Here is a 21,035-nt window from a genome sequence, read left to right on the forward strand (position 1 = left end):
GTGCTTTGCGGTCGGCCAGAGGGTTGGCACTGCATCCGGGGCGTTCCGATCCCGCGTTTCGCACGGCGAACCATGCGAAGCCTCGAAGGAAACAAGGAACGATGCGGCCGCCCGGACGCTCAGCGGCGAATGCCCAGTGTATCGCGCAGCGTGTGCGGCAGGGCAAAGAGGGACGCATGCAACCGCGCGTCGTAGTAGCGCAAGCCCTGGACGTGGCGCGCGGCGAGCCGTTCGTCGACGTCGTGCGCGAACAGCGCGGCCGCATCGAGCGTGTCGCTCGCGATCACCATCAGCCACTGCGAGCCGTACAGCGGCACGTGCGCGGACAACGGATCGACGACCGCGAAGCTCGCGCGCAGGTCGTCGAGCAGCGCGGCGATGCGCGCCGCGTGGAATACCGGCGAGCCGAGATGCATCGAGATCGCGCCGCACGGCGTGAGGATCCGCTTGAGCCGCGCGTAGAACGCACGCGTATAGAGGCCGGCCGCCGGCGAATCGGGCGGCGTGAGGTCGAACACGACGAGATCGAAATGCTCGACGGTCGAGTCGACGAAATGCGCGGCGTCGCCGATCACGACCTCGACGCGCGGGTCGTCGAGCGCGCCCTGGTGCACGTCGTCGAGATAACGACGCGCCATTCCGACCACCTCGTCGTCGAGTTCCGCGATCACGATCCGCTCGATGCACGCGTGCTTGAGCAACTGGCGTGCCGCGCCGCCGTCGCCGCCGCCGAGCACGAGCGCCTTCTTCGGCGACGGATGCGCGAGCGCGGCCGGGTGCGTCATGCACTCGTGATAGACGTACTCGTCGCCGACCGACGTCATCGGCTGGCCGTCCAGCGTAAACAGCCGGCCGAGCTGCGGGGTTTCCCAGACTTCGATCTGCTGGTGCGGCGACGCGACGCACGCGAGCCTCCGTGCATTCGGGAAGCCGTAGGTGGCGTCGGGCGTAGGGTGAAAGAGTAGCGTGGTGCTCACGGGCGGGGCGCCAAGGGCAGTCGGTTCTGACGTCTGAATTATAGGAGGCGCACGGTTTGACGGAAAACCGTGCCGGAACACCACGCGCAGACAAGGGAAATGTCGGCCCATCTGTTAAAATGACGAGCTTTGCAGCCCCGTCCGTAGGCTCCGTCCGCTTCGCGTCCGTCAGGCGCCGCACCGCGCGCCGGGAACGATTGACGCTCGAGCTTCCGGATGCCGCCGTGCCCCCGTTTCCTCGACTCGTTCTCCGGACTCGACATGACGACTTCGTCTCCCGCCTCCACCACCCTGATGGCCAACGCGATCCGTGCGCTCGCGATGGACGCCGTCCAGCAAGCGAACTCCGGCCACCCCGGCATGCCGATGGGCATGGCCGAAATCGGCGTCGCGCTCTGGTCGCGCCATCTGAAGCACAACCCGACGAACCCGCACTGGGCAGACCGCGACCGCTTCGTGCTGTCGAACGGCCATGGCTCGATGCTGCTGTACTCGCTGCTGCACCTGACCGGCTATGACCTGCCGATCGAAGAGCTGAAGAACTTCCGCCAGCTGCACTCGAAGACGCCGGGCCACCCGGAATACGGGATCACGCCGGGTGTCGAGACGACCACCGGCCCGCTCGGCCAGGGTCTCGCGAACGCGGTCGGCATGGCGCTCGGCGAAGCGCTGATGGCCGACGAGTTCAACCGCGACGGCGCGAAGATCGTCGATCACCACACGTACGTGTTCCTCGGCGACGGCTGCCTGATGGAAGGCATCTCGCACGAAGCCTGCTCGCTCGCGGGCACGCTGAAGCTGAACAAGCTGATCGCGTTGTACGACGACAACGGCATCTCGATCGACGGCGACGTCGTGAACTGGTTCCACGACGATACGCCGAAGCGCTTCGAAGCGTACGGCTGGAACGTGATCCCGAACGTGAACGGCCATGACGTCGACGCGGTCGACGCGGCCATCGCGAAGGCGAAGCTGTCGGACAAGCCGACGCTGATCTGCTGCAAGACGGTGATCGGCAAGGGCGCGGCGACCAAGGCCGGCGGCCACGACGTGCATGGCGCTGCGCTCGGCGCGGAAGAAATCGCGAAGACGCGCGAAGCGCTCGGCTGGAAGTGGGAGCCGTTCGTGATTCCGCAGGAAGTCTATGCGGCATGGGACGCGAAGGAAGCCGGCAAGCGTGCCGAGACCGACTGGGACGCAACGTTCGCGCAATATCGCGCGAAGTTCCCGGCAGAAGCCGCCGAATTCGAGCGCCGGATGGCCAACAAGCTGCCGGCCGACTGGGCCCAGAAGGCCGCGGCGATCATCGCCGGCGCGAACGAGCGCGCCGAGACGGTCGCGACCCGCAAGGCGTCGCAACAGGCGATCGAAGGGCTGGCAGCCGCGCTGCCCGAGCTGCTCGGCGGCTCGGCCGACCTGACCGGCTCGAACCTGACCAACTGGAAGGCATCGAAGGCGGTTCGCGCGAATCCGGAAGGCGCGGGCGTCGTGCTGGGCAACCACATCAACTACGGCGTGCGCGAATTCGGCATGAGCGCCGCGATCAACGGCCTCGCGCTGCACGGCGGCCACAAGCCGTTCGGCGGCACGTTCCTGACGTTCTCCGACTACAGCCGCAACGCGCTGCGCGTGGCTGCGCTGATGAAGGTGCCGTCGATCTTCGTGTTCACGCACGATTCGATCGGCCTCGGCGAAGACGGCCCGACGCACCAGTCGATCGAGCACGTGTCGAGCCTGCGCCTGATCCCGAACCACGACGTGTGGCGTCCGGCCGACACGGTCGAGACGGCCGTTGCATGGACGCACGCAGTCGCCGCGGATCGTCCGTCGAGCCTGATCTTCAGCCGCCAGAACCTCGCGTTCAACCCGCGTACCGACGCGCAGATCGCCAATGTCGAGAAGGGCGGCTACGTACTGAAGGACTGGGACGAAGAAATCGTCGCACGCAAGATCATCCTGATCGCGACGGGTTCGGAAGTCGAGCTCGCGATGAAGGCCGTCGAGCCGCTCGCGCAGCAGGGCATCGCGGCGCGCGTCGTGTCGATGCCGTCGACCAACGTGTTCGACCGCCAGGACGCCGAATACCGCGAACGCGTGCTGCCGCACGGCGTGCGCCGCGTCGCGATCGAAGCGGGCGTGACGAGCTTCTGGCACAAGTACGTCGGCCTCGAAGGCGGCGTCGTCGGGATCGACACGTTCGGCGAATCGGCGCCGGCCGGCGTGCTGTTCAAGTACTTCGGCTTCACCGTCGAGCACGTCGTCGAGACCGCGAAGGCCGTGCTGGCCTAAAAGCATTCGCGACGCGCGCCACCCGTCGCGCGCGTCGCACCGTGAAGCTGCACGAAACGAATTTTTTCAGCCATCAGGAGATAGACCATGACGATTCGCGTCGCAATCAACGGCTACGGCCGTATCGGCCGCAACACGCTGCGCGCGTTTTATGAAAACGGCAAGAAGCACGATCTCGAGATCGTCGCGATCAACGACCTGGGCGATGCGAAGACCAACGCGCACCTGACCCAGTACGACACCGCGCACGGCAAGTTCCCGGGCGAAGTGTCGGTCGACGGCGACTACCTCGTCGTGAACGGCGACAAGATCCGCGTGCTGGCGAACCGCAACCCGGCGGAACTGCCGTGGGGCGAGCTCGGCGTCGACGTCGTGATGGAATGCACGGGCTTCTTCACGACCAAGGAAAAGGCGAGCGCGCACCTGAAGGGCGGCGCGAAGAAGGTGATCATCTCGGCGCCGGGCGGCAAGGACGTCGACGCGACGATCGTCTACGGCGTGAACCACGACGTGCTGAAGGCCGAGCACACCGTGATCTCGAACGCATCGTGCACGACGAACTGCCTCGCGCCGCTCGTCAAGCCGCTGAACGACAAGATCGGCCTCGAAACCGGCCTGATGACGACGATCCACGCGTACACGAACGATCAGGTTCTGACGGACGTCTACCACGAAGACCTGCGCCGCGCGCGTTCGGCCACGCACAGCCAGATCCCGACGAAGACGGGCGCTGCTTCGGCCGTCGGCCTCGTGCTGCCGGAACTGAACGGCAAGCTGGACGGCTACGCGATCCGCGTCCCGACGATCAACGTGTCGATCGTCGACCTGTCGTTCATCGCGAAGCGCGATACGACGGTCGAGGAAGTCAACGCGATCATGAAGGAAGCATCGGAAGGCGCGCTGAAGGGCATCCTCGGCTACAACGATGCACCGCTGGTGTCGATCGACTTCAACCACAATCCGGCTTCGTCGACGTTCGACGCGACGCTGACCAAGGTGTCGGGCCGCCTCGTCAAGGTGTCGAGCTGGTACGACAACGAGTGGGGTTTCTCGAACCGCATGCTGGATACGGCTGTCGCGTTCGCGAACGCGAAGTAATCCCGCACGTTGCGCGGCCGCGGCAACGCGGCACGCGCGGCGAACGAGCCCGGCCCGGTTTTCCGGCCGGGCTTTTTTGTTGCCCGGAATGCGTGGTCACCGGTCCGCCGTCACCTGTTCGAGCGCGTCGACGAACGCACGCTTCAGCGGGCTGTCCAGGTCGGTCCACGCGAGGCCGATGCCGGTCCGGTGGCCGGCCAGGTCGAGCGGCCGCGCGAGCACGTTCGGCGGCAGCGCGCTGGCAGCCTCCGCCGGGATCAGCCCGATGCCCATCCCCGCCGCGACGAGCGCGAGCATCGTCGTGAATTCCCCGAACTCCTGCGCGATTTCGAGCGTCGTGCCCGCGCGGCTCAGCGCGAGCAGCATGTCGTCGTGAAAGCCGGGCGCGTAGCGGCGCGCGAGCACAAACGCGGGCTGGCCGCGCAGCGCGGCCGGCGGGATCGTGTCGTGTGCGGCGAGCGGATGGTCAAGCGGCAGCGCGACGACGAAGCCCTCCTCGAGCACCACGCGCGTGTCGATGCCCGCATACGCGGCCGGCAGCCGGATCATCCCGAAATCGATCCGCCGGTCGCGCAGCGCGGCGATCTGGTCGGGCGTCGGCATGTCCTTCAGTTCCAGCGCGATCAGCGGATAGCGCTCGCGCATCGTGCGCAGCACGGCCGGCAGCAGCGCGGGCAGCACCGACGACACGAACGCGATCCGCAGCGTGCCGATCTCGCCGCGGCTCGACAGCCGCGCCATCTGTTCCGCGCGCGCGGCCTGCTGCAGCGTGGCCCGCGCTTCAGGCAGGAACACGCGCCCCGTGTCGCTCAGTTCGACCTTGTGCCGGTCCCGCTCGAACAGCCGCGCGCCGAGCTCTTCCTCGAGCGCCTTGATCTGCATGCTCAGCGCGGGCTGCACAATGAACAGGCGCTGCGCCGCGCGCCCGAAATGCAGCTCTTCCGCGAGCGTGACGAAGGCGCGCAATTGCTTGAGTTCCATGGGCGGCGGGCAGGAGAGGGCGGTAATCAGATTTCATGATAACCGGATCAAAAATGACCATTGGCGCGGCATCGGGCCGGCGGCCGAAGATACCGTCAACGCGAGACCGGCCGCGACGGGCAGCCGGCGCTACTGGCACGAGGAGACATGCATGACCAACGCGCTTGACCGGTTCCGCCTTGACGGCCGCCGCGCACTGATCACGGGTTCCGGACGCGGGATCGGGCTGACGCTCGCCCGCGGGCTCGCGGAAGCCGGCGCGGCGATCGTCATCAACGATCGCAATGAAGAGAAGGCCGCGACGCTCGCACGCCATTTCCGCGATGAAGGCTTCGCGGCCGATCATGCGGTGTTCGACGTCGCCGAGCATGCGCAGGTGCGCGCGGCGATCGACGATTTCGAGGCGCGCGTCGGCGCGATCGACATCCTCGTGAACAACGCGGGCATCCAGCGCCGCGCGCCGCTCGACGCATTCGAGCCCGACGACTGGCATGCGCTGATGCGCGTGAATCTCGACGGCGTGTTCAACGTCGCGCAGGCCGTCGCGCGTCACATGATCGCGCGCGGCCACGGGAAGATCATCAACATCTGTTCGGTGCAGAGCGAGCTCGCACGGCCGACGATCGCGCCGTATGCGGCGACGAAGGGCGCGGTGCGGATGCTGACCAAAGGGATGTGCGCCGACTGGGCACGTCACGGCATCCAGGCCAACGGCCTCGCGCCCGGCTATTTCGAGACCGAACTGAATCGCGCGCTGGTCGACGACGCGGCGTTCTCCGACTGGCTGTGCAAGCGCACGCCGGCCGGCCGCTGGGGGCGCGTCGACGAGCTGTGCGGCGCGGCAATCTTCCTCGCGTCGGCCGCATCCGATTTCGTGAACGGCCAGACGCTGTTCGTCGACGGCGGGCTGACCAGCGCCGTATAGGGAGGCAGGTATGCGTATGCGTTGCATGTGTGTCGTGATCCACGGGCCGAACGACCTGCGGGTCGAAGAACAGGACGCGGGCGAGATCGGCCCGGGCCAGGTGCGCGTCGATGTCGCGATGGGCGGTATCTGCGGGTCCGACCTGCATTACTTCCGGCACGGCGGCTTCGGTGCGATCCGGCTGCAGCAGCCGATGGTGCTCGGCCACGAGGTCGCCGGCACGGTCGCGGAGGTCGCGCCCGACGTGACGTCGGTGAAGGTCGGCGATCGCGTCGCGGTCAATCCGAGCCGGCCGTGCGGTACGTGCCGCTATTGCCTCGAAGGCTTGCCGAACCAGTGTCTGGACATGCGCTTCTACGGCAGCGCGATGCGGATGCCGCACGTACAGGGCGCGTTTCGCAACGCGCTCGTGTGCGACGCGGCGCAGTGCGTGAAGGTCGCCGATCACGTGCCGCTGTCGCTCGCGGCGCTCGCCGAGCCGTTCGCGGTCGGGTTGCATGCGGTGTCGCGCGCGGGCTCGCTGATCGGCAAGCGCGTGCTCGTGTCGGGCTGCGGGCCGATCGGCGTGCTGGCGGTCGCGGCGGCGCGCGTGCATGGCGCGGCGGAGATCGTCGCGACCGACGTCGTCGAAGCACCGCTGGAAGTGGCCCGTGCACTCGGCGCCGACCATACGATCAATGCGGCGGCCGATGCCGGATGGGTCGCGCGCTACGGCGCCGACAAGGGCACGTTCGACGTGATGATCGAGTGTTCGGGTAATGCGCGCGCGCTGCGCGACGGGCTGGACGTGATGCGTCCGCGCGGGGTCGTCGTGCAGCTCGGGCTCGGCGGCGATGTCAGCCTGCCGCAGAACGTCGTGGTCGCGAAGGAGTTGTCGATCTGCGGATCGTTCCGCTTCCATGCGGAGTTCGCGCTCGCGGTGCAACTGATCAACGCGGGGCGCGTCGACCTGCGGCCGGCCGTCACGCGCGTGTTCCCGATGCGCGACGCGAACCTCGCGTTCGAACTGGCCGGCGACCGGCAGCGCGCGATGAAGGTGCTGATCGATTTCGCGGACGAGGCCGCCTGAGCGTCCGGCGCAAGCGCGTGCCTTGTTTCGCGATCGACGCGAATCCGATCGCTGCGGTGTGATGCGCGTGCGGCGCGCACCGCCCGGCCGTCAGGCGCCCGGCGTCGGGAAGAAGATGCCCGCGCGCTGCGCGGCGTTCGCGATGTGCGTTTCGATCGCGGTGCCCGCGGCGGCCGCGTCGCGCGCGATCAGCGCATCGACGATCGCGCGGTGTTCGTGCCACGTCGACAGCAGCAGCTCGCGCCGGTAGAACGGCATGCGCTGGCTTTCCTTCATGATGTCCGCGCTGCCGCGCAGGATCGATTCGATCGCCGCGTTGCCGGCGAGATGGATGATCCGCATGTGGAAGTCGAAGTCGAGCTGCGACGCTTCGTCGAGCGCGCTTTCCGTCAGCGCGACGTGCAGGTCGGCGAGGTTGTCCTCGAACCACGCGATGTCGTCGTCGCTGACGACGTGCGCGGCCATCCGCGCGGCGAACCCTTCGAGCGCGTAGCGCATCTGGTACGTGTCGGGCGGTGACGACTGCTCGGCGAACCGCCACGCGTGCGCGTCCGTCGCCTGCGCGCTTTCGACGTACACGCCCTTGCCCGCGCGGATGCGCAGCATCCCGAGCGCCTCGAGCGTCGACAGCGCCTCGCGCAGCGACGCACGGCTGATCTCCAGCTCCTCGGAGAGCTGACGCTGGGCCGGCAGCAGGCTGCCGACCGGATAAACGCCTGCCTCGATCCGGTCGCGGATCGTCGCGATGGCGGCGTCGGTCACGGTATGCGGAACATTTTTCATGATGTGAACGATGGCCGGTCTGACCGGCATTGTAATCCGCACATGCGCAGTGCATGACCGCACTACGGGAAAGCCACGATCAGGCCCGCTTTCGGGGCCGCCGGACGTGTGCGAAGAGGGGGGCGGGAAATCCCTATTCTGACCGTCCTTGACGTCACTATATCGGCTTCCTACTATCCACCATAACATCACTGGTCTTACCAGTATGAACAGACGAAACTGCAACCGTTGGATCGGGAGAGCGCCGTGTCGAAATTCCTCAATTCGCTGTTTGGCCGAGTAGTCGTCGCATTGATCCTGGGGGTCGCGCTCGGCGCGTTCTTCCCGCATTTCGCCGAGTCGTTGCGACCGCTCGGCGACGGGTTCCTGAAGCTCATCAAGATGGTCATCGGCCCGATCGTGTTCTGCGTCGTGGTCAGCGGGATGGCCAATGCGGGCGACCTGAAGAAGGTCGGCCGGGTCGGCCTGAAGGCCGTCATCTACTTCGAGATCATGACGACGCTCGCGCTCGGCATCGGGCTCGTGCTCGCGTGGGTCACGCGTCCGGGCGTCGGGATGAACATCGACCTGCATTCGCTCGACGCGTCGTCGCTCGCGTCGTACGCGAAGAACGCCGAAAGCCTGAAGGACACGGCCGGCTACCTGATGAAGATCATCCCCGACACCGCGATCGACGCATTCGCGAAGGGCGACATCCTGCAGATCCTCGTGTTCGCGGTGCTGTTCGGCTCCGCGCTGTCGCTGCTCGGCGACAAGGCGCAGCGCGTCAACTCGCTGATCGAGGAACTGTCGCACGTGTTCTTCCGCATCATCGGCTTCATCATCAAGCTCGCGCCGCTCGGCGTGCTCGGCGCGATCGCGTTCACGACCGGCAAGTACGGCGTCTCGTCGCTCAAGCAGCTCGGCTACCTGGTCGCCGTGTTCTACCTGAGCTGCATCGTGTTCGTCACGGTCGTGCTCGGCATCGTGATGCGGCTCGCGGGTTTCTCGGTGTTCAAGCTGATCCGCTACCTGCGCGAGGAACTGTCGATCGTGCTCGGCACGGCGTCGTCGGATGCGGTGCTGCCGCAGGTGATGCGCAAGCTCGAATACATGGGCGTCAAGGATTCGACGGTCGGCCTCGTGATCCCGACCGGCTATTCGTTCAACCTCGACGGCTTCTCGATCTACCTGACGCTCGCCGTGCTGTTCATCGCGCAGGCCACCAACACGCCGCTGTCGACGCATGACCTGATCGTCGTGCTGCTCGTATCGCTCGTCACGTCGAAGGGCGCGCACGGCATCCCGGGTTCGGCGATCGTGATCCTCGCGGCGACGCTGTCGGCGATCCCGGCGATTCCGGTGCTCGGCCTCGTGCTGATCCTGCCGGTCGACTGGTTCGTCGGCATCGCCCGTGCGCTGACCAACCTGATCGGCAACTGCGTCGCGACGGTCGTCGTCGCGGTGTGGGAGAACGATATCGACAAGGTGCGCGCGAAGCGCGTGCTGAACCGCGAGCTGCGCTACGTGCCGGCCGAAGAGGAAGGCAACGCGGCGCCGGTTGCCGGCGACCAGGCCCACGCGCTCTGAGCGCGGTGTCGCGCGGGGCATCTGCGCCCCCGGTTGACCCGCGCGATCGATTTACCTGCGGCCGGCGCCTCGATGCGCCGGCAGTTCATCAGAAATTGCTTTGCATGGGATGGGAGTAAGCGCTGAAGCGCTAACTCCCATCGACAGGAGACAACATGGCAGCCCCCATCCTCGATCCGAACGCGCCGGCGTTTACGCGGCGTTACATGAACCTCGCCGACCCGCGCCTCGGTGCGCAGGCATTGTTTGCGAGCGACGAATTCTTCGCGCCGAAAGAGCGCATGCTGAATCCCGAGCCGGCCGTGTTCATTCCCGGCAAGTACGACGACCACGGCAAGTGGATGGACGGCTGGGAAACGCGCCGCAAGCGCACGACCGGCCACGACTTCTGCGTGGTGCGCCTCGCGCGGCCGGGCGTGATTTTCGGCGTCGATCTCGATACGAGCCACTTCACCGGCAACTTCCCGCCGGCCGCGTCGATCGAGGCGTGCGTCGCCGACGGCGACACGCCGCCCGACGACGCCGAGTGGCGCACGATCGTCCCCGCGACGACGCTGCAGGGCAATTCGCATCACTACGTGAGCGTCGACGACGCACAGCCGGTCACGCACCTGCGCGTGAACCTGTATCCGGACGGCGGGCTCGCGCGGCTGCGCGTGTACGGCCAGCCGCAGCGCGACTGGCGACATGTGCCGGCCGGCGAACTCGTCGATCTCGCCGCGATCGAGAACGGCGGTTATCTGGTGGCCGCGAACAACCAGCACTTCGGCCCGGCATCGCAGATGCTGATGCCGGGGCGCGGCGCGAACATGGGCGACGGCTGGGAAACGCGGCGCCGCCGCGAGCCCGGCAACGACTGGGCGATCGTCGCGCTCGCGCGGCCGGGCATCATCCGGCGCGTCGAGGTCGATACGGCGTTCTTCAAGGGCAATTTCCCCGACCGCTGCTCGCTGCAGGCCGCGCGGGTCGCGGGCGGCACCGACGATTCGCTGGTCACGCAGGCGATGTTCTGGGCCGAATTGCTCGGCGAGCAGAAGCTGTCGATGGATCACGTGCATACGTTCGACCAGCTCGCGGCGCTCGGCCCCGTCACGCACGTGCGTTTCAACATCTTCCCGGACGGCGGCGTGTCGCGCCTGCGTCTGTGGGGCGAGCCGGCTTGAAGGAGGGCAATGGCATGAGCGGACCCCACATCCTGCGCGTCGAGCGCCTGACCCGCGAAGCGTTCGCGCCGTTCGGCGACGTGATCGCGCTCGAAGGCGCGCGGCATTTCCCGATCAACGGCGGCACGACCGAGCGTTTCCACGATCTCGCGACGATCGACGTCTGCGCGGACGGCGGCCGGCCGCTCGTCAGCGTGTTTCGCGCGCAGCCGCGCGCGCTGCCGGTCGCGGTCACGCTGATGGAGCGCCATCCGCACGGCAGCCAGGCGTTCATCCCGCTCGCGGCCGTGTCGCGCTACGCGATTGTCGTTGCGCCGGCCGGCGAATTCCGGCCCGACGCGATGCGCGCGTTCCTGGCTGAAGGCTGGCAGGGCGTGAATTATGCAAAGGGCGTCTGGCACCATCCGCTGCTCGCGCTCGACGCGGTCAGCGATTTCGTGATCGTCGATCGCGGCGGCCCGCAGCCGAACTGCGACGAGATCCCGCTCGACCGCGCGTGGGCGCTCGAGTTCGAGCCGGCCTGCGCGAGCACGGCCTGACGCGGCGTGCAGCCGGTGTCCGGTTCCGGGCGCCGGTTTCGCGCGGGCGCCGAAGGGTTTTCGCAAGCGTTCCGAACCGGCCCGCGCGCGGCGCGCGGCACGATCCCGAAAAGAACACGGCCCGGGCGGCGAGATGCCGGCCGGGCCGTGCTTCGTGCGCGGGTGGCGCGATTCAGTGCTTGCGGTGCGGGCAGTTCTCGGTCGTGCAGGAACCGTACATCGCGAGCGAGTGCTCCTGGAGCCGGAAGCCGCGCTCCTTCGCGATCGCCTGCTGGCGGCCTTCGATCTCGGCGTCGAAGAATTCCTCGACGCGGCCGCAATCGAGGCACACGAGGTGGTCGTGGTGCGAGCCTTCGTTCAGTTCGAACACGGCCTTGCCGGATTCGAAGTTGCTGCGCGTGAGCAGGCCGGCCTGCTCGAACTGCGTCAGCACGCGGTAGACCGTGGCGAGCCCGATGTCGAGCTGCTCGTTGAGCAGGTTCCGGTACACGTCTTCGGCCGTCAGGTGGCGCACGGGGCTTTGCTGGAAAATCTCGAGAATCTTGAGGCGCGGTAGGGTGGCCTTTAGCCCGATATTCTTGAGATCCGTCGGATTGGTCATGGCTAGGCATCCCTAGAGTACAATGCAGGGCTTCAATGTTACCGGCTTTTCGCCGTTCCAGATACACGCGCGGCCTGCAACGCGGGCCAGCACGGTGAAGGAAATGATCCCAGAAACGCTTTCGCACTTTCAGAGGAGTCGCATGCGGAGTGCCATCATCGCTGCCGCCGCCGTTGCGGCGCTGGCTGGTTGTTCGTCGTACGACAGCGTGACGCAGCGCATCGCGCAGAGCATCACGCCCTATCGGATCACCGTCGTGCAGGGCAACTTCGTGTCGCAGGAGAAGGCCGCACAACTGCAGGTCGGCATGACGCGCGAGCAGGTGCGCGCGTTGCTCGGCACGCCGCTGCTGGCGGACATGTTCCACGCCGACCGCTGGGATTACCTCTTCTACTTCAAGCGCGGCTCGACGGCGATCGTCCAGCAGCGCGATCTCGTCGTGACCTTCGCGGGCGATCGCCTCGCGGGCTGGACCGGCGCCGACAACCTGCCGTCCGAGCTCGACCTGCTGGCCGACATCGACGGCGACCGCGGCGGCAGGAAGGCGAAGGCGGCCGCGGCGGCGAAGGCCGCTTCCGAGGCTGCTGCCGCACGCGCTGCGCAAGCGGCGAGCGCGCCTGCGCCGGAGGCTGTCGCCAGCCCGTCCGCCGTGCCGGCGTCCGGCGCGGTGGTCGACCAGGATGCGAACGCGCAGGCCGCACGTGCAGCGAACCGCGCGACCAACCAGGTGTCGGGCCAAGGCTCGAGCGCGCGCCGCTTCGCGCCGTCCACGCAGGCTGCCGGCGGTGCGCCGGTGCCAGGCGGCCAGCCGCCGGGCGCGGTGCCGGCGATCCAGCCGCAGTTCCAGTTCCATCGTCCGCCGCAGCCGAACGTGTCGAGCGAGGCGTCGCCGCCGGTCGGCCCGCAAGGCTCGGACACGCTGCAGAACCAGCCGATCACCGCGCCGGCCCAGTCGCAGTAAGCGGCCGGCGTGCGGAAACGGGGCGGCTTGCGCCGCCCGCCTTTAGACCTGTCGTGTAGAAAGCCATGAAGATTGCGATTGCCGGCGCATCGGGCCGAATGGGCCGGATGCTGATCGAAGCCGTTCTCAACGATTCCGACGCACAGCTCGTCGGCGCGCTCGATCGCGCCGATTCGCCGTTCCTCGGCCAGGACGCCGGCGCGTTCCTCGGCAAGGAAACCGGGATCAAGCTGACCGACGACCTCGACGCCGTGTTTGCGCAGGCCGACTACCTGATCGATTTCACGCGTCCGGAAGGCACGATCGCGCACATCGAGGCCGCGCTGCGCCACGACGTGAAGCTCGTGATCGGCACGACCGGCTTCACCGCCGAGCAGAAGGCCGAACTGCAGGCCGCTGCGGGCAAGATCGGCATCGTGTTCGCGGCGAACATGAGCGTCGGCGTGAACGTCACGCTGAAGCTGCTCGAATTCGCGGCAAAGCATTTCTCGCACGGCTACGACATCGAGATCATCGAGGCGCATCATCGCCACAAGGTCGACGCGCCGTCGGGTACCGCGCTGATGATGGGCGAAGCCGTCGCCGGCGCGCTCGGGCGCTCGCTCGACGATTGCGCGGTGTACGGCCGCCACGGCGTGACGGGCGAACGCGATCCGTCGTCGATCGGCTTTGCCGCGGTGCGCGGCGGCGACATCGTCGGCGATCACACCGTGCTGTTCGCCGGGATCGGCGAGCGCATCGAGATCACGCACAAGTCGTCGAGCCGCGTGTCGTATGCGCAGGGCGCGCTGCGCGCGGTCCGCTTCCTGTCGGCGCGCGGCGCCGGCCTGTTCGACATGCAGGACGTGCTCGGCCTGCGCTGACACAACGGGGAAACTCCGATGGCGATTCCCACCGGCGTTGTCCACTACCTCGAAAGCGGCGATGCGATCACGCATGCCGTTGCCTATGTGCTGCTGGCGATGTCCGTCGCCAGCTGGTGCTTCCTCTTCATGAAAGCCTGGCTGCTGGTCCGCGCGAAGCGGCAGGGGCCGCGTGCGCTCGCCGCGTTCTGGCGTGCGCCGTCGCTCGACGCGGGCATTGCCGCGCTCGCCGGCGCCGACCGCGAGCGCGTGTTCGTGCCGCTCGCCGAAGCCGCGCGCGACGCGGCCGACGACCACGATCCGGCCGCGCTGGCCGCGCGCGTCGAGCGTAGCGAACGCGTGCTGCGCGCGTTGCGCCACGCGATGCTGCGCTCGCAGCGGCGTCTCGAATTCGGCCAGGTGCTGCTCGCGTCGATCGGCAGTACCGCGCCGTTCGTCGGGCTGCTCGGCACCGTGTGGGGCATCTACCACGCGCTCGGCAGCATCGCCGCGAGCGGGCAGGCGCAGATCGAGAACGTCGCGGGGCCGGTCGGCGAGGCGCTGATCATGACCGCGTTCGGGCTCGTCGTCGCGATTCCGGCCGTGCTGGCCTACAACATCCTCGGGCGGCTCGTGCGGCAGCTCGCCGAGGAACTCGACGGCTTCGCGCGCGACCTGCACGTATTCGTGTGCGCGCAGGACGCCTGACGCGCCGGCCCGGGGGGAACGACCATGGCATTCGGCGGACTCGAGCACCACAAGACCTCGGCACCAATGGCGGAGATCAACATGACGCCGCTGATCGACGTGATGCTCGTGCTGCTCGTCATCTTCATCATTACCGCGCCGCTGATGACGCACGCGATCCGGCTCGACCTGCCGAAGGTCGCGGCCAGCGTCGCGCGCGACACGCCGCAATCCGTCACGCTGTCGATCGACGACGCGGGCAAGCTGTACTGGGACGACGCGCCGGTTGCGCTCGACGTGCTGCCCGCGCGCTTCCGGGCCGCCGTCGCGGGCGGCGCGCCGCCCGAGCTGCGGCTGCGCGCGTCGCGCGCGACGCGTTACGACGTGATCGCGCAGGTGATGGGCGCCGCGCAGGCCGCGGGCCTCACGCGAATCGGCTTCGTGACCGATGTGCCGCCGCAGGCGGGCGGTTCCGCTGCGCCGTCTGCCGCGCCGGCGAACCGCTGAGCGGATCTTCCGGCCGGTCCGCGCCCGCCGCGGGATCGGCCGACCGCCGCATGACCGGCCGAATGGCCCGCCGCGGGCGGTATAATCAACGTTTTTCCCGGTTGGCAGGCTTTTTCAGGTAACCCGGAATTTTCAGGCTACCCGGGCATGCTGCGGGTTACCCGGAAAATGCCCGGAAACCGCGAACAGGTCCGGCAACAGCGAACCTGCAGGTCCGCCGGGCAAGCACGATTTTCGATCCACACCTGCGCGCGAGCCGTCGCGCCGCTTAAAGCCTAGTCCGAACCACACCATGCACGAGAGATACGTACCCGCCGACGTCGAAGCCGCCGCCCAGGGCGACTGGCGCGCAGCCGATGCCTACAAGACGAAGGAAGATTCGCAGAAGCCGAAGTTCTACTGCGTGTCGATGCTGCCGTACCCGTCCGGCAAGCTGCACATGGGTCACGTGCGCAACTACACGATCAACGACGTGATGTACCGCTATCTGCGGATGAACGGCTACAACACGCTGATGCCGATGGGCTGGGATGCGTTCGGGATGCCGGCCGAAAACGCCGCGATGGCGAACGGCGTGCCGCCCGCGAAGTGGACCTACGACAACATCGACTACATGAAGGGCCAGATGCAGTCGATGGGCCTCGCGATCGACTGGTCGCGCGAGATCGCGACGTGCAAGCCCGACTACTACAAGTGGAACCAGTGGCTGTTCCTGAAGATGCTCGAGAAGGGCATCGCGTACAAGAAGACAGGCACCGTGAACTGGGATCCGGTCGACCAGACCGTGCTCGCGAACGAGCAGGTGATCGACGGCCGCGGCTGGCGTTCGGGCGCGCTCGTCGAAAAGCGCGAGATCCCGATGTACTACCTGCGGATCACGCAGTACGCGGATGAGCTGCTGAACGATCTCGACGGCCTCGGCTGGCCCGAGCGCGTGAAGATCATGCAGCAGAACTGGATCGGCAAGAGCTTCGGCGTGAACTTCGGCTTCCCGTACGAACTCGACGGCGAGAAAAAGCTGCTGCGCGTGTTCACGACGCGTGCCGACACGATCATGGGCGTCACGTTCTGCGCGGTCGCGGCCGAGCACCCGCTCGCCACGCGTCTTGCACAGGACAAGCCCGAGCTGCTGGCGTTCATCGACGAATGCAAGCGCGGCGGCGTCGCCGAGGCCGACGTCGCGACGATGGAGAAGAAGGGCGTCGCGACGGGCTTCTCGGTCACGCATCCGCTGACGGGCGAGCCCGTCGAGGTGTGGATCGGCAACTACGTGCTGATGAGCTATGGCGAAGGCGCGGTGATGGGCGTGCCCGCGCACGACGAGCGCGATTTCGCGTTCGCGAAGAAATACGACCTGCCGATCAAGCAGGTGATCGCGGCCGAAGGCCAGACGTACTCGCTCGACGCGTGGCAGGAGTGGTACGGCGACAAGGAAGTCGCGGCCTGCGTGAACAGCGGCAAGTACGACGGCCTCGCATACGGCGCGGCGGTCGACGCGATCGCGGCCGACCTGAAGGCCGGCGGTTACGGCGACAAGCAGGTCACGTGGCGCCTGCGCGACTGGGGCGTATCGCGCCAGCGCTACTGGGGCACGCCGATCCCGATCATCCACTGCCCGTCGTGCGGTGACGTGCCGGTGCCGGAGCAGGATCTGCCCGTCGTGCTGCCGGAAGACCTCGTGCCGGACGGCTCGGGCAACCCGCTCGCAAAGTCGGAAGCGTTCCTGAACTGCACGTGCCCGAAGTGCGGCACGGCCGCGAAGCGCGAAACCGACACGATGGATACCTTCGTCGATTCGTCGTGGTACTTCTCGCGCTACACGGCGCCGGACGCCGAGACGATGGTCGACGCGCGCACCGATTACTGGATGCCGATGGATCAATACATCGGCGGCATCGAGCACGCGATCCTGCACCTGCTGTATTCGCGCTTCTGGACCAAGGTGATGCGCGACCTCGGCCTCGTGAAGTTCGGCGAGCCGGCGAAGAACCTGCTCACGCAGGGGATGGTGCTGAACGAGACGTTCTACCGCGAAGACGCATCGGGCAAGAAGACCTGGTACAACCCGGCCGACGTGACGGTCACGTTCGACGAGAAGGGCCGCCCGGTCGGCGCGACGCTGAACGCGGACGGCCAGCCGGTCGTGCTCGGCGGCATCGAGAAGATGTCGAAGTCGAAGAACAACGGCGTCGATCCGCAGGTGCTGATCGACCTGTACGGCGCCGATACCGCGCGCCTGTTCACGATGTTCGCCGCACCGCCCGAGCAGCAGCTCGAGTGGTCGGGCGCGGGCGTCGAGGGCGCGAGCCGCTTCCTGCGCCGCGTGTGGAGCTTCGGCCATGCGAACCGCGAAGCGCTCGCCGCGCGCGCGGGCTTCGATGCGGCCGCGCTCGGCGAAACCGACAAGGCGCTGCGCCGCGAGATCTACAGCGTGCTGAAGCAGGCCGATTTCGACTACCAGCGCCTGCAGTACAACACGGTCGTGTCGGCCGCGATGAAGATGCTGAACGCGGTCGACGGCGCGAAGGGCGCAACGCCCGGCGTGCTGCGCGAAACGTATGGCGTGCTGCTGCGCGTGCTGTACCCGGTCGTGCCGCACGTCACGTTCGAGCTGTGGAAGGCGCTCGGTTACGCGGACGAATTCGGCCCGCTGCTCGATGCACCGTGGCCGAAGGTCGACGAGGCCGCGCTCGAGCAGGCCGAGATCGAACTCGTGCTGCAGGTGAACGGCAAGGTGCGCGGCGCGCTGAAGGTCGCGAAGGACGCGAGCCGCGAGGCGATCGAAGCCGCAGCGGTGGCCGACGACGCGTTCGCGAAGTTCAGCGACGGCAAGCCGGCGAAGAAGATCGTCGTCGTGCCGGGCCGCCTCGTGAACATCGTCGTCTGACGGCCGCCGGCCGTCGGACGTACCCAGAAGGAGCGAAGGTGATCCGCAGATCGTTTTTGATGCTCGTCGGCAGCGCGGTCGCGCTGTCGGCATGCGGCTTCCAGTTGCGCGGCCAGCAGGACTATGCGTTCAAGCACCTGCTGGTGGCCGGCGCGCCGGCATCCGCCGAGGCGCGGCTGACGCGCCTCGTCGAGGCCGGCAGCGACACGAAGATCGTCAAGTCGGCGGACGACGCCGACGCCGTGCTGCACATGTGGGAGTCGCGCGGACAGAACACGCTGACGCTCAACAAGTACGGTTCGGCGCAGGAGTACGCGCTGTTCTATACGCTGAACTACACGCTGACGAGCAAGGACGGCACCGTGCTGATCCCGCCGAGCGTGATCGCGCTGAACCGCGCGATGACGTACAGCGACAAGTACACGAATGCGAAGGCGCAGGAAGCAGACATCCTGTACGGCGACATGCAGAACGATGCGGTCGACCAGTTGATGCGGCGTCTCGCGATCGTCCACTCGCTGACGCCGGCGCCGGAGGACGTGGTGCCGGGCGTCTCGCCGCGCGCGCCGCTGCCGCCGCCGCCGCTCTGATCGACGGCGCACGCACCGATGCAATTGCGACTTGATGCGCTGGAGCCGCACCTCGCGAAGGGGTTGGCCGGGCTCTATACCGTCTACGGCGACGAGCCGCTGCTCGCGCAGGAAGCGTGCGACCGCATTCGTGCGGCCGCGCGCGCGGCCGGCTTCACCGAGCGGTCGGTGCATACGGTCGAGCGCGGCTTCGACTGGAGCGTGCTGCTCGGCGCGACCCAGGCGATGTCGCTGTTCGGCGAGCGCCAGCTGATCGAGCTGCGCATTCCGTCGGGCAAGCCCGGCAAGGAAGGCGCCGACGCGCTGAAGACGCTCGCGGCCACGCCCAATCCCGACGCGCTGATGCTCGTCACGCTGCCGCGTCTCGACGCGGCCACGCAGAAATCCGCGTGGTTTACCGCGCTGCAGAACGGCGGCGTCGCGCTGAAGATCGATCCGGTCGACCGCGCGCAACTGCCGAACTGGATCGGCCAGCGTCTGTCGATGCAGGGCCAGCGCGTCGCGGCCGGCGACGACGGGCGGCGCGCGCTGCAGTTCATCGCGGAGCGCGTCGAAGGCAACCTGCTTGCCGCGCACCAGGAAATCCAGAAACTCGGGCTGCTGTATCCGCAGGGCGCGCTGTCGTTCGAGCAGGTGCACGATGCGGTGCTGAACGTCGCGCGTTACGACGTGTTCAAGCTGAACGAAGCGATGCTCGCCGGCGACGCCGCGCGGCTCGCGCGGATGATCGACGGGCTGAAGGGCGAGGGCGAGGCGATCGTGCTCGTGATGTGGGCCGTCGTCGAGGAGTTGCGCACGCTGCTGCGGATCAAGCGCGGCGCGACGGCCGGCAAGCCGCTGGCGACGCTGCTGCGCGAGAACCGCGTGTGGGGCCCGCGCGAGCGGCTGATCGGCCCCGCGCTGAACCGCGTGTCGGAACCCGTGCTCGAGAAGGCGCTCGCATTCGCCGCGAAGCTCGACCGGCAGGTCAAGGGGCTCACGGCCGTCGTGCCGGGCCGCCGCACGCAGGACGAACCGCCGCCCGATCCGTGGGACGGCCTGTTCCAGCTTGCAATGACGGTCGCGGGCGCGCGCGGCGAGCGACCGCCGACCGCGGGTCGCGTGCGACGCTAAGCCCCGGTCGGGCCTTCAGCGCGCGCTGCGCAACCCGCTTACAATGCTTCGATGGTCGGGGCCGCCATCCGGCCGCCGCCCACGGATGGCCGCCCCACGGATGGCCGCCCCACGCTTCCCCACGAATTCATGCCGCCCAGCGCGGCTCGCTTCTCGAGTCACACGATGGATATCGATCAGTACATGACCGACCTGGGCCGTCGCGCCCGGCACGCTTCCCGCGCGATGGCGCGCGCCAGCACGGCCGCGAAGAACGCGGCGCTCGACGCCGTGGCCCGCGCGATCGAACGCGACGCGCAGGCGCTGAAGGACGCGAACGCGCGCGACGTCGCCCGCGCCCGTGAAAAAGGGCTCGATGCAGCATTCGTCGACCGCCTGACGCTGTCCGACAAGGCGCTGACGACGATGGTCGAAGGCCTGCGCCAGGTCGCGTCGCTGGCCGATCCGATCGGCGAGATCGGCAATCTCAAGTACCGCCCGAGCGGGATCCAGGTCGGCCAGATGCGCGTGCCGCTCGGCGTGATCGGCATCATCTACGAATCGCGCCCGAACGTGACGATCGACGCGGCCGCGCTGTGCCTGAAGTCGGGCAACGCGACGATCCTGCGCGGCGGCTCCGAAGCGCTCGAATCGAACACGGCGCTCGCGAAGCTGATCGGCGAGGGTCTCGCCGCCGCCGGCCTGCCGCAGGACGCGGTGCAGGTCGTCGCGACGGCCGATCGCGCGGCGGTCGGCAAGCTGATCACGATGACCGAATACGTCGACGTGATCGTGCCGCGCGGCGGCAAGAGCCTGATCGAACGCCTGATCAACGAGGCGCGCGTGCCGATGATCAAGCACCTCGACGGCATCTGCCACGTGTACGTCGACGATCGCGCCGATCTCGACAAGGCGCTCACCGTCTGCGACAACGCGAAGACGCACCGCTACGGCACCTGCAACACGATGGAGACGCTGCTCGTCGCGAGCGGTGTCGCGGCGAAGCTGCTGCCGCCGCTCGGCAAGCTGTATCGCGACAAGCAGGTCGAGCTGCGCGTCGATGCGGCCGCGCGCGCGGTGCTCGCCGATGCGGGCGTCGGTCCGCTCGTCGATGCGACCGAGGAAGACTGGCACACCGAATATCTCGCGCCGGTGCTCGCGATCAAGGTCGTCGACGGCCTCGATGCTGCGATCGAGCACATCAACCATTACGGCTCGCATCACACGGATGCGATCGTCACCGAGGATCACGACCGCGCGATGCGTTTCCTGCGCGAGGTCGATTCGGCGAGCGTGATGGTCAACGCGTCGACGCGCTTCGCGGACGGCTTCGAATTCGGCCTCGGCGCGGAAATCGGCATCTCGAACGACAAGCTGCACGCACGCGGCCCCGTGGGCCTGGAAGGGCTGACGTCGCTGAAGTACGTCGTGCTCGGACACGGCGAAGGCCGCCAGTAAAGCGAGGCGCACAACCG

19 protein-coding genes are annotated in these 21,035 nt (G+C 67.7%); 15 read left to right on the forward strand and 4 right to left on the reverse strand.

The genetic code is table 11. The annotated features are described in order from the left end of the window. Positions 1-119: 119 nt before the first annotated feature. Complete coding sequence (speE, locus tag R9B84_RS03055) at positions 120-977, reverse strand: polyamine aminopropyltransferase (protein WP_423759157.1); 858 nt, start codon at positions 975-977, stop codon at positions 120-122. A gap of 216 nt (positions 978-1,193) precedes the next feature. On the opposite strand from speE, the gene tkt reads away from it, so the two are divergent. Next, complete coding sequence (tkt, locus tag R9B84_RS03060; RefSeq protein WP_423759158.1) at positions 1,194-3,266, forward strand: transketolase; 2,073 nt, start codon at positions 1,194-1,196, stop codon at positions 3,264-3,266. 87 nt (positions 3,267-3,353) lie between these two features. Continuing rightward, on the forward strand, positions 3,354-4,364 hold the full coding sequence (gene gap, locus R9B84_RS03065; RefSeq protein WP_006485712.1) for a type I glyceraldehyde-3-phosphate dehydrogenase: 1,011 nt from the start codon (positions 3,354-3,356) through the stop codon (positions 4,362-4,364). A gap of 96 nt (positions 4,365-4,460) precedes the next feature. Here the strand turns inward: gap and R9B84_RS03070 are convergent, their stop codons facing one another. Continuing rightward, positions 4,461-5,345 (reverse strand): LysR substrate-binding domain-containing protein, encoded by an 885-nt coding sequence (locus R9B84_RS03070; RefSeq protein WP_423759159.1) that lies wholly within the window; start codon positions 5,343-5,345, stop codon positions 4,461-4,463. A gap of 151 nt (positions 5,346-5,496) precedes the next feature. On the opposite strand from R9B84_RS03070, the gene R9B84_RS03075 reads away from it, so the two are divergent. Next, positions 5,497-6,270 carry an SDR family NAD(P)-dependent oxidoreductase gene (locus R9B84_RS03075; RefSeq protein WP_423759160.1) on the forward strand — a complete coding sequence of 258 codons (774 nt, stop codon included), beginning with the start codon at positions 5,497-5,499 and terminating at the stop codon, positions 6,268-6,270. A gap of 10 nt (positions 6,271-6,280) precedes the next feature. After that, positions 6,281-7,339, forward strand: a complete 1,059-nt coding sequence (locus R9B84_RS03080) for an L-idonate 5-dehydrogenase (protein WP_423759161.1) — start codon at positions 6,281-6,283, stop codon at positions 7,337-7,339. 90 nt (positions 7,340-7,429) lie between these two features. On the opposite strand, the gene R9B84_RS03085 is transcribed toward R9B84_RS03080, so the two are convergent. Beyond that, positions 7,430-8,152 (reverse strand): FadR/GntR family transcriptional regulator, encoded by a 723-nt coding sequence (locus R9B84_RS03085; RefSeq protein ID WP_082146073.1) that lies wholly within the window; start codon positions 8,150-8,152, stop codon positions 7,430-7,432. A 216-nt stretch (positions 8,153-8,368) separates the two neighbouring features. Here R9B84_RS03085 and R9B84_RS03090 point away from each other — a divergent pair, with 216 nt between their 5' ends. The 3 genes from R9B84_RS03090 to R9B84_RS03100 all read left to right on the forward strand — a co-directional run bounded on the left by R9B84_RS03090 (position 8,369) and on the right by R9B84_RS03100 (position 11,393). Beyond that, positions 8,369-9,691, forward strand: a complete 1,323-nt coding sequence (locus R9B84_RS03090; protein WP_047901131.1) for a C4-dicarboxylate transporter DctA — start codon at positions 8,369-8,371, stop codon at positions 9,689-9,691. 155 nt (positions 9,692-9,846) lie between these two features. Next, entirely contained in the window at positions 9,847-10,854 is a 1,008-nt protein-coding gene (alc, locus tag R9B84_RS03095; RefSeq protein ID WP_034182710.1) for an allantoicase, read from the forward strand. Positions 10,855-10,868: 14 nt separating this feature from the next. Beyond that, positions 10,869-11,393, forward strand: a complete 525-nt coding sequence (locus R9B84_RS03100; protein WP_047899787.1) for an ureidoglycolate lyase — start codon at positions 10,869-10,871, stop codon at positions 11,391-11,393. A gap of 172 nt (positions 11,394-11,565) precedes the next feature. Here R9B84_RS03100 and fur read toward each other — a convergent pair whose 3' ends face one another. Next, complete coding sequence (fur, locus tag R9B84_RS03105; RefSeq protein WP_011350926.1) at positions 11,566-11,994, reverse strand: ferric iron uptake transcriptional regulator; 429 nt, start codon at positions 11,992-11,994, stop codon at positions 11,566-11,568. Positions 11,995-12,136: 142 nt separating this feature from the next. Here fur and R9B84_RS03110 point away from each other — a divergent pair, with 142 nt between their 5' ends. The 8 genes from R9B84_RS03110 (at position 12,137) to R9B84_RS03145 (ending at position 21,018) form a co-directional block, all read left to right on the forward strand. Next, complete coding sequence (locus R9B84_RS03110) at positions 12,137-12,955, forward strand: outer membrane protein assembly factor BamE (RefSeq protein ID WP_423759162.1); 819 nt, start codon at positions 12,137-12,139, stop codon at positions 12,953-12,955. A gap of 65 nt (positions 12,956-13,020) precedes the next feature. Next, the gene (gene dapB, locus R9B84_RS03115) at positions 13,021-13,818 is read left to right on the forward strand and encodes a 4-hydroxy-tetrahydrodipicolinate reductase (protein WP_321792922.1); all 798 of its coding nucleotides are present in this window, start codon (positions 13,021-13,023) and stop codon (positions 13,816-13,818) included. Positions 13,819-13,836: 18 nt separating this feature from the next. Then, on the forward strand, positions 13,837-14,505 hold the full coding sequence (locus tag R9B84_RS03120; RefSeq protein WP_262540904.1) for a MotA/TolQ/ExbB proton channel family protein: 669 nt from the start codon (positions 13,837-13,839) through the stop codon (positions 14,503-14,505). Positions 14,506-14,529: 24 nt separating this feature from the next. After that, positions 14,530-14,991, forward strand: coding sequence for an ExbD/TolR family protein (locus tag R9B84_RS03125; protein ID WP_423759163.1), 462 nt, complete (start codon positions 14,530-14,532; stop codon positions 14,989-14,991). Positions 14,992-15,283: 292 nt separating this feature from the next. After that, positions 15,284-17,878, forward strand: a complete 2,595-nt coding sequence (leuS, locus tag R9B84_RS03130; protein WP_423759164.1) for a leucine--tRNA ligase — start codon at positions 15,284-15,286, stop codon at positions 17,876-17,878. 38 nt (positions 17,879-17,916) lie between these two features. Next, a complete protein-coding gene (gene lptE, locus R9B84_RS03135; protein ID WP_423759165.1) occupies positions 17,917-18,468 on the forward strand; it encodes an LPS assembly lipoprotein LptE in 552 nt (183 codons plus the stop codon). Positions 18,469-18,486: 18 nt separating this feature from the next. Further along, entirely contained in the window at positions 18,487-19,581 is a 1,095-nt protein-coding gene (gene holA / locus R9B84_RS03140) for a DNA polymerase III subunit delta (protein ID WP_047899794.1), read from the forward strand. Between the two features lie 165 nt (positions 19,582-19,746). Continuing rightward, positions 19,747-21,018, forward strand: a complete 1,272-nt coding sequence (locus R9B84_RS03145; RefSeq protein ID WP_423759166.1) for a glutamate-5-semialdehyde dehydrogenase — start codon at positions 19,747-19,749, stop codon at positions 21,016-21,018. The last annotated feature ends 17 nt before the right edge of the window (positions 21,019-21,035 follow it).

The organism is Burkholderia sp. NLJ2 (assembly GCF_049487195.1).
Lineage (GTDB): Bacteria > Pseudomonadota > Gammaproteobacteria > Burkholderiales > Burkholderiaceae > Burkholderia > Burkholderia pyrrocinia.

Coding starts and splice junctions, on each gene's coding strand:
- tkt (WP_423759158.1), top strand. CDS start 1,194: ATGCCGCCGTGCCCCCGTTTCCTCGACTCGTTCTCCGGACTCGACATG.
- gap (WP_006485712.1), top strand. CDS start 3,354: ATGACGATTCGCGTCGCAATCAACGGCTACGGCCGTATCGGCCGCAAC.
- R9B84_RS03070 (WP_423759159.1), bottom strand. CDS start 5,345: ATGGAACTCAAGCAATTGCGCGCCTTCGTCACGCTCGCGGAAGAGCTG.
- R9B84_RS03075 (WP_423759160.1), top strand. CDS start 5,497: ATGACCAACGCGCTTGACCGGTTCCGCCTTGACGGCCGCCGCGCACTG.
- R9B84_RS03080 (WP_423759161.1), top strand. CDS start 6,281: ATGCGTATGCGTTGCATGTGTGTCGTGATCCACGGGCCGAACGACCTG.
- R9B84_RS03085 (WP_082146073.1), bottom strand. CDS start 8,152: ATGCCGGTCAGACCGGCCATCGTTCACATCATGAAAAATGTTCCGCAT.
- alc (WP_034182710.1), top strand. CDS start 9,847: ATGGCAGCCCCCATCCTCGATCCGAACGCGCCGGCGTTTACGCGGCGT.
- R9B84_RS03100 (WP_047899787.1), top strand. CDS start 10,869: ATGAGCGGACCCCACATCCTGCGCGTCGAGCGCCTGACCCGCGAAGCG.
- fur (WP_011350926.1), bottom strand. CDS start 11,994: ATGACCAATCCGACGGATCTCAAGAATATCGGGCTAAAGGCCACCCTA.
- R9B84_RS03110 (WP_423759162.1), top strand. CDS start 12,137: ATGCGGAGTGCCATCATCGCTGCCGCCGCCGTTGCGGCGCTGGCTGGT.
- dapB (WP_321792922.1), top strand. CDS start 13,021: ATGAAGATTGCGATTGCCGGCGCATCGGGCCGAATGGGCCGGATGCTG.
- R9B84_RS03120 (WP_262540904.1), top strand. CDS start 13,837: ATGGCGATTCCCACCGGCGTTGTCCACTACCTCGAAAGCGGCGATGCG.
- R9B84_RS03125 (WP_423759163.1), top strand. CDS start 14,530: ATGGCATTCGGCGGACTCGAGCACCACAAGACCTCGGCACCAATGGCG.
- leuS (WP_423759164.1), top strand. CDS start 15,284: ATGCACGAGAGATACGTACCCGCCGACGTCGAAGCCGCCGCCCAGGGC.
- holA (WP_047899794.1), top strand. CDS start 18,487: ATGCAATTGCGACTTGATGCGCTGGAGCCGCACCTCGCGAAGGGGTTG.
- R9B84_RS03145 (WP_423759166.1), top strand. CDS start 19,747: ATGGATATCGATCAGTACATGACCGACCTGGGCCGTCGCGCCCGGCAC.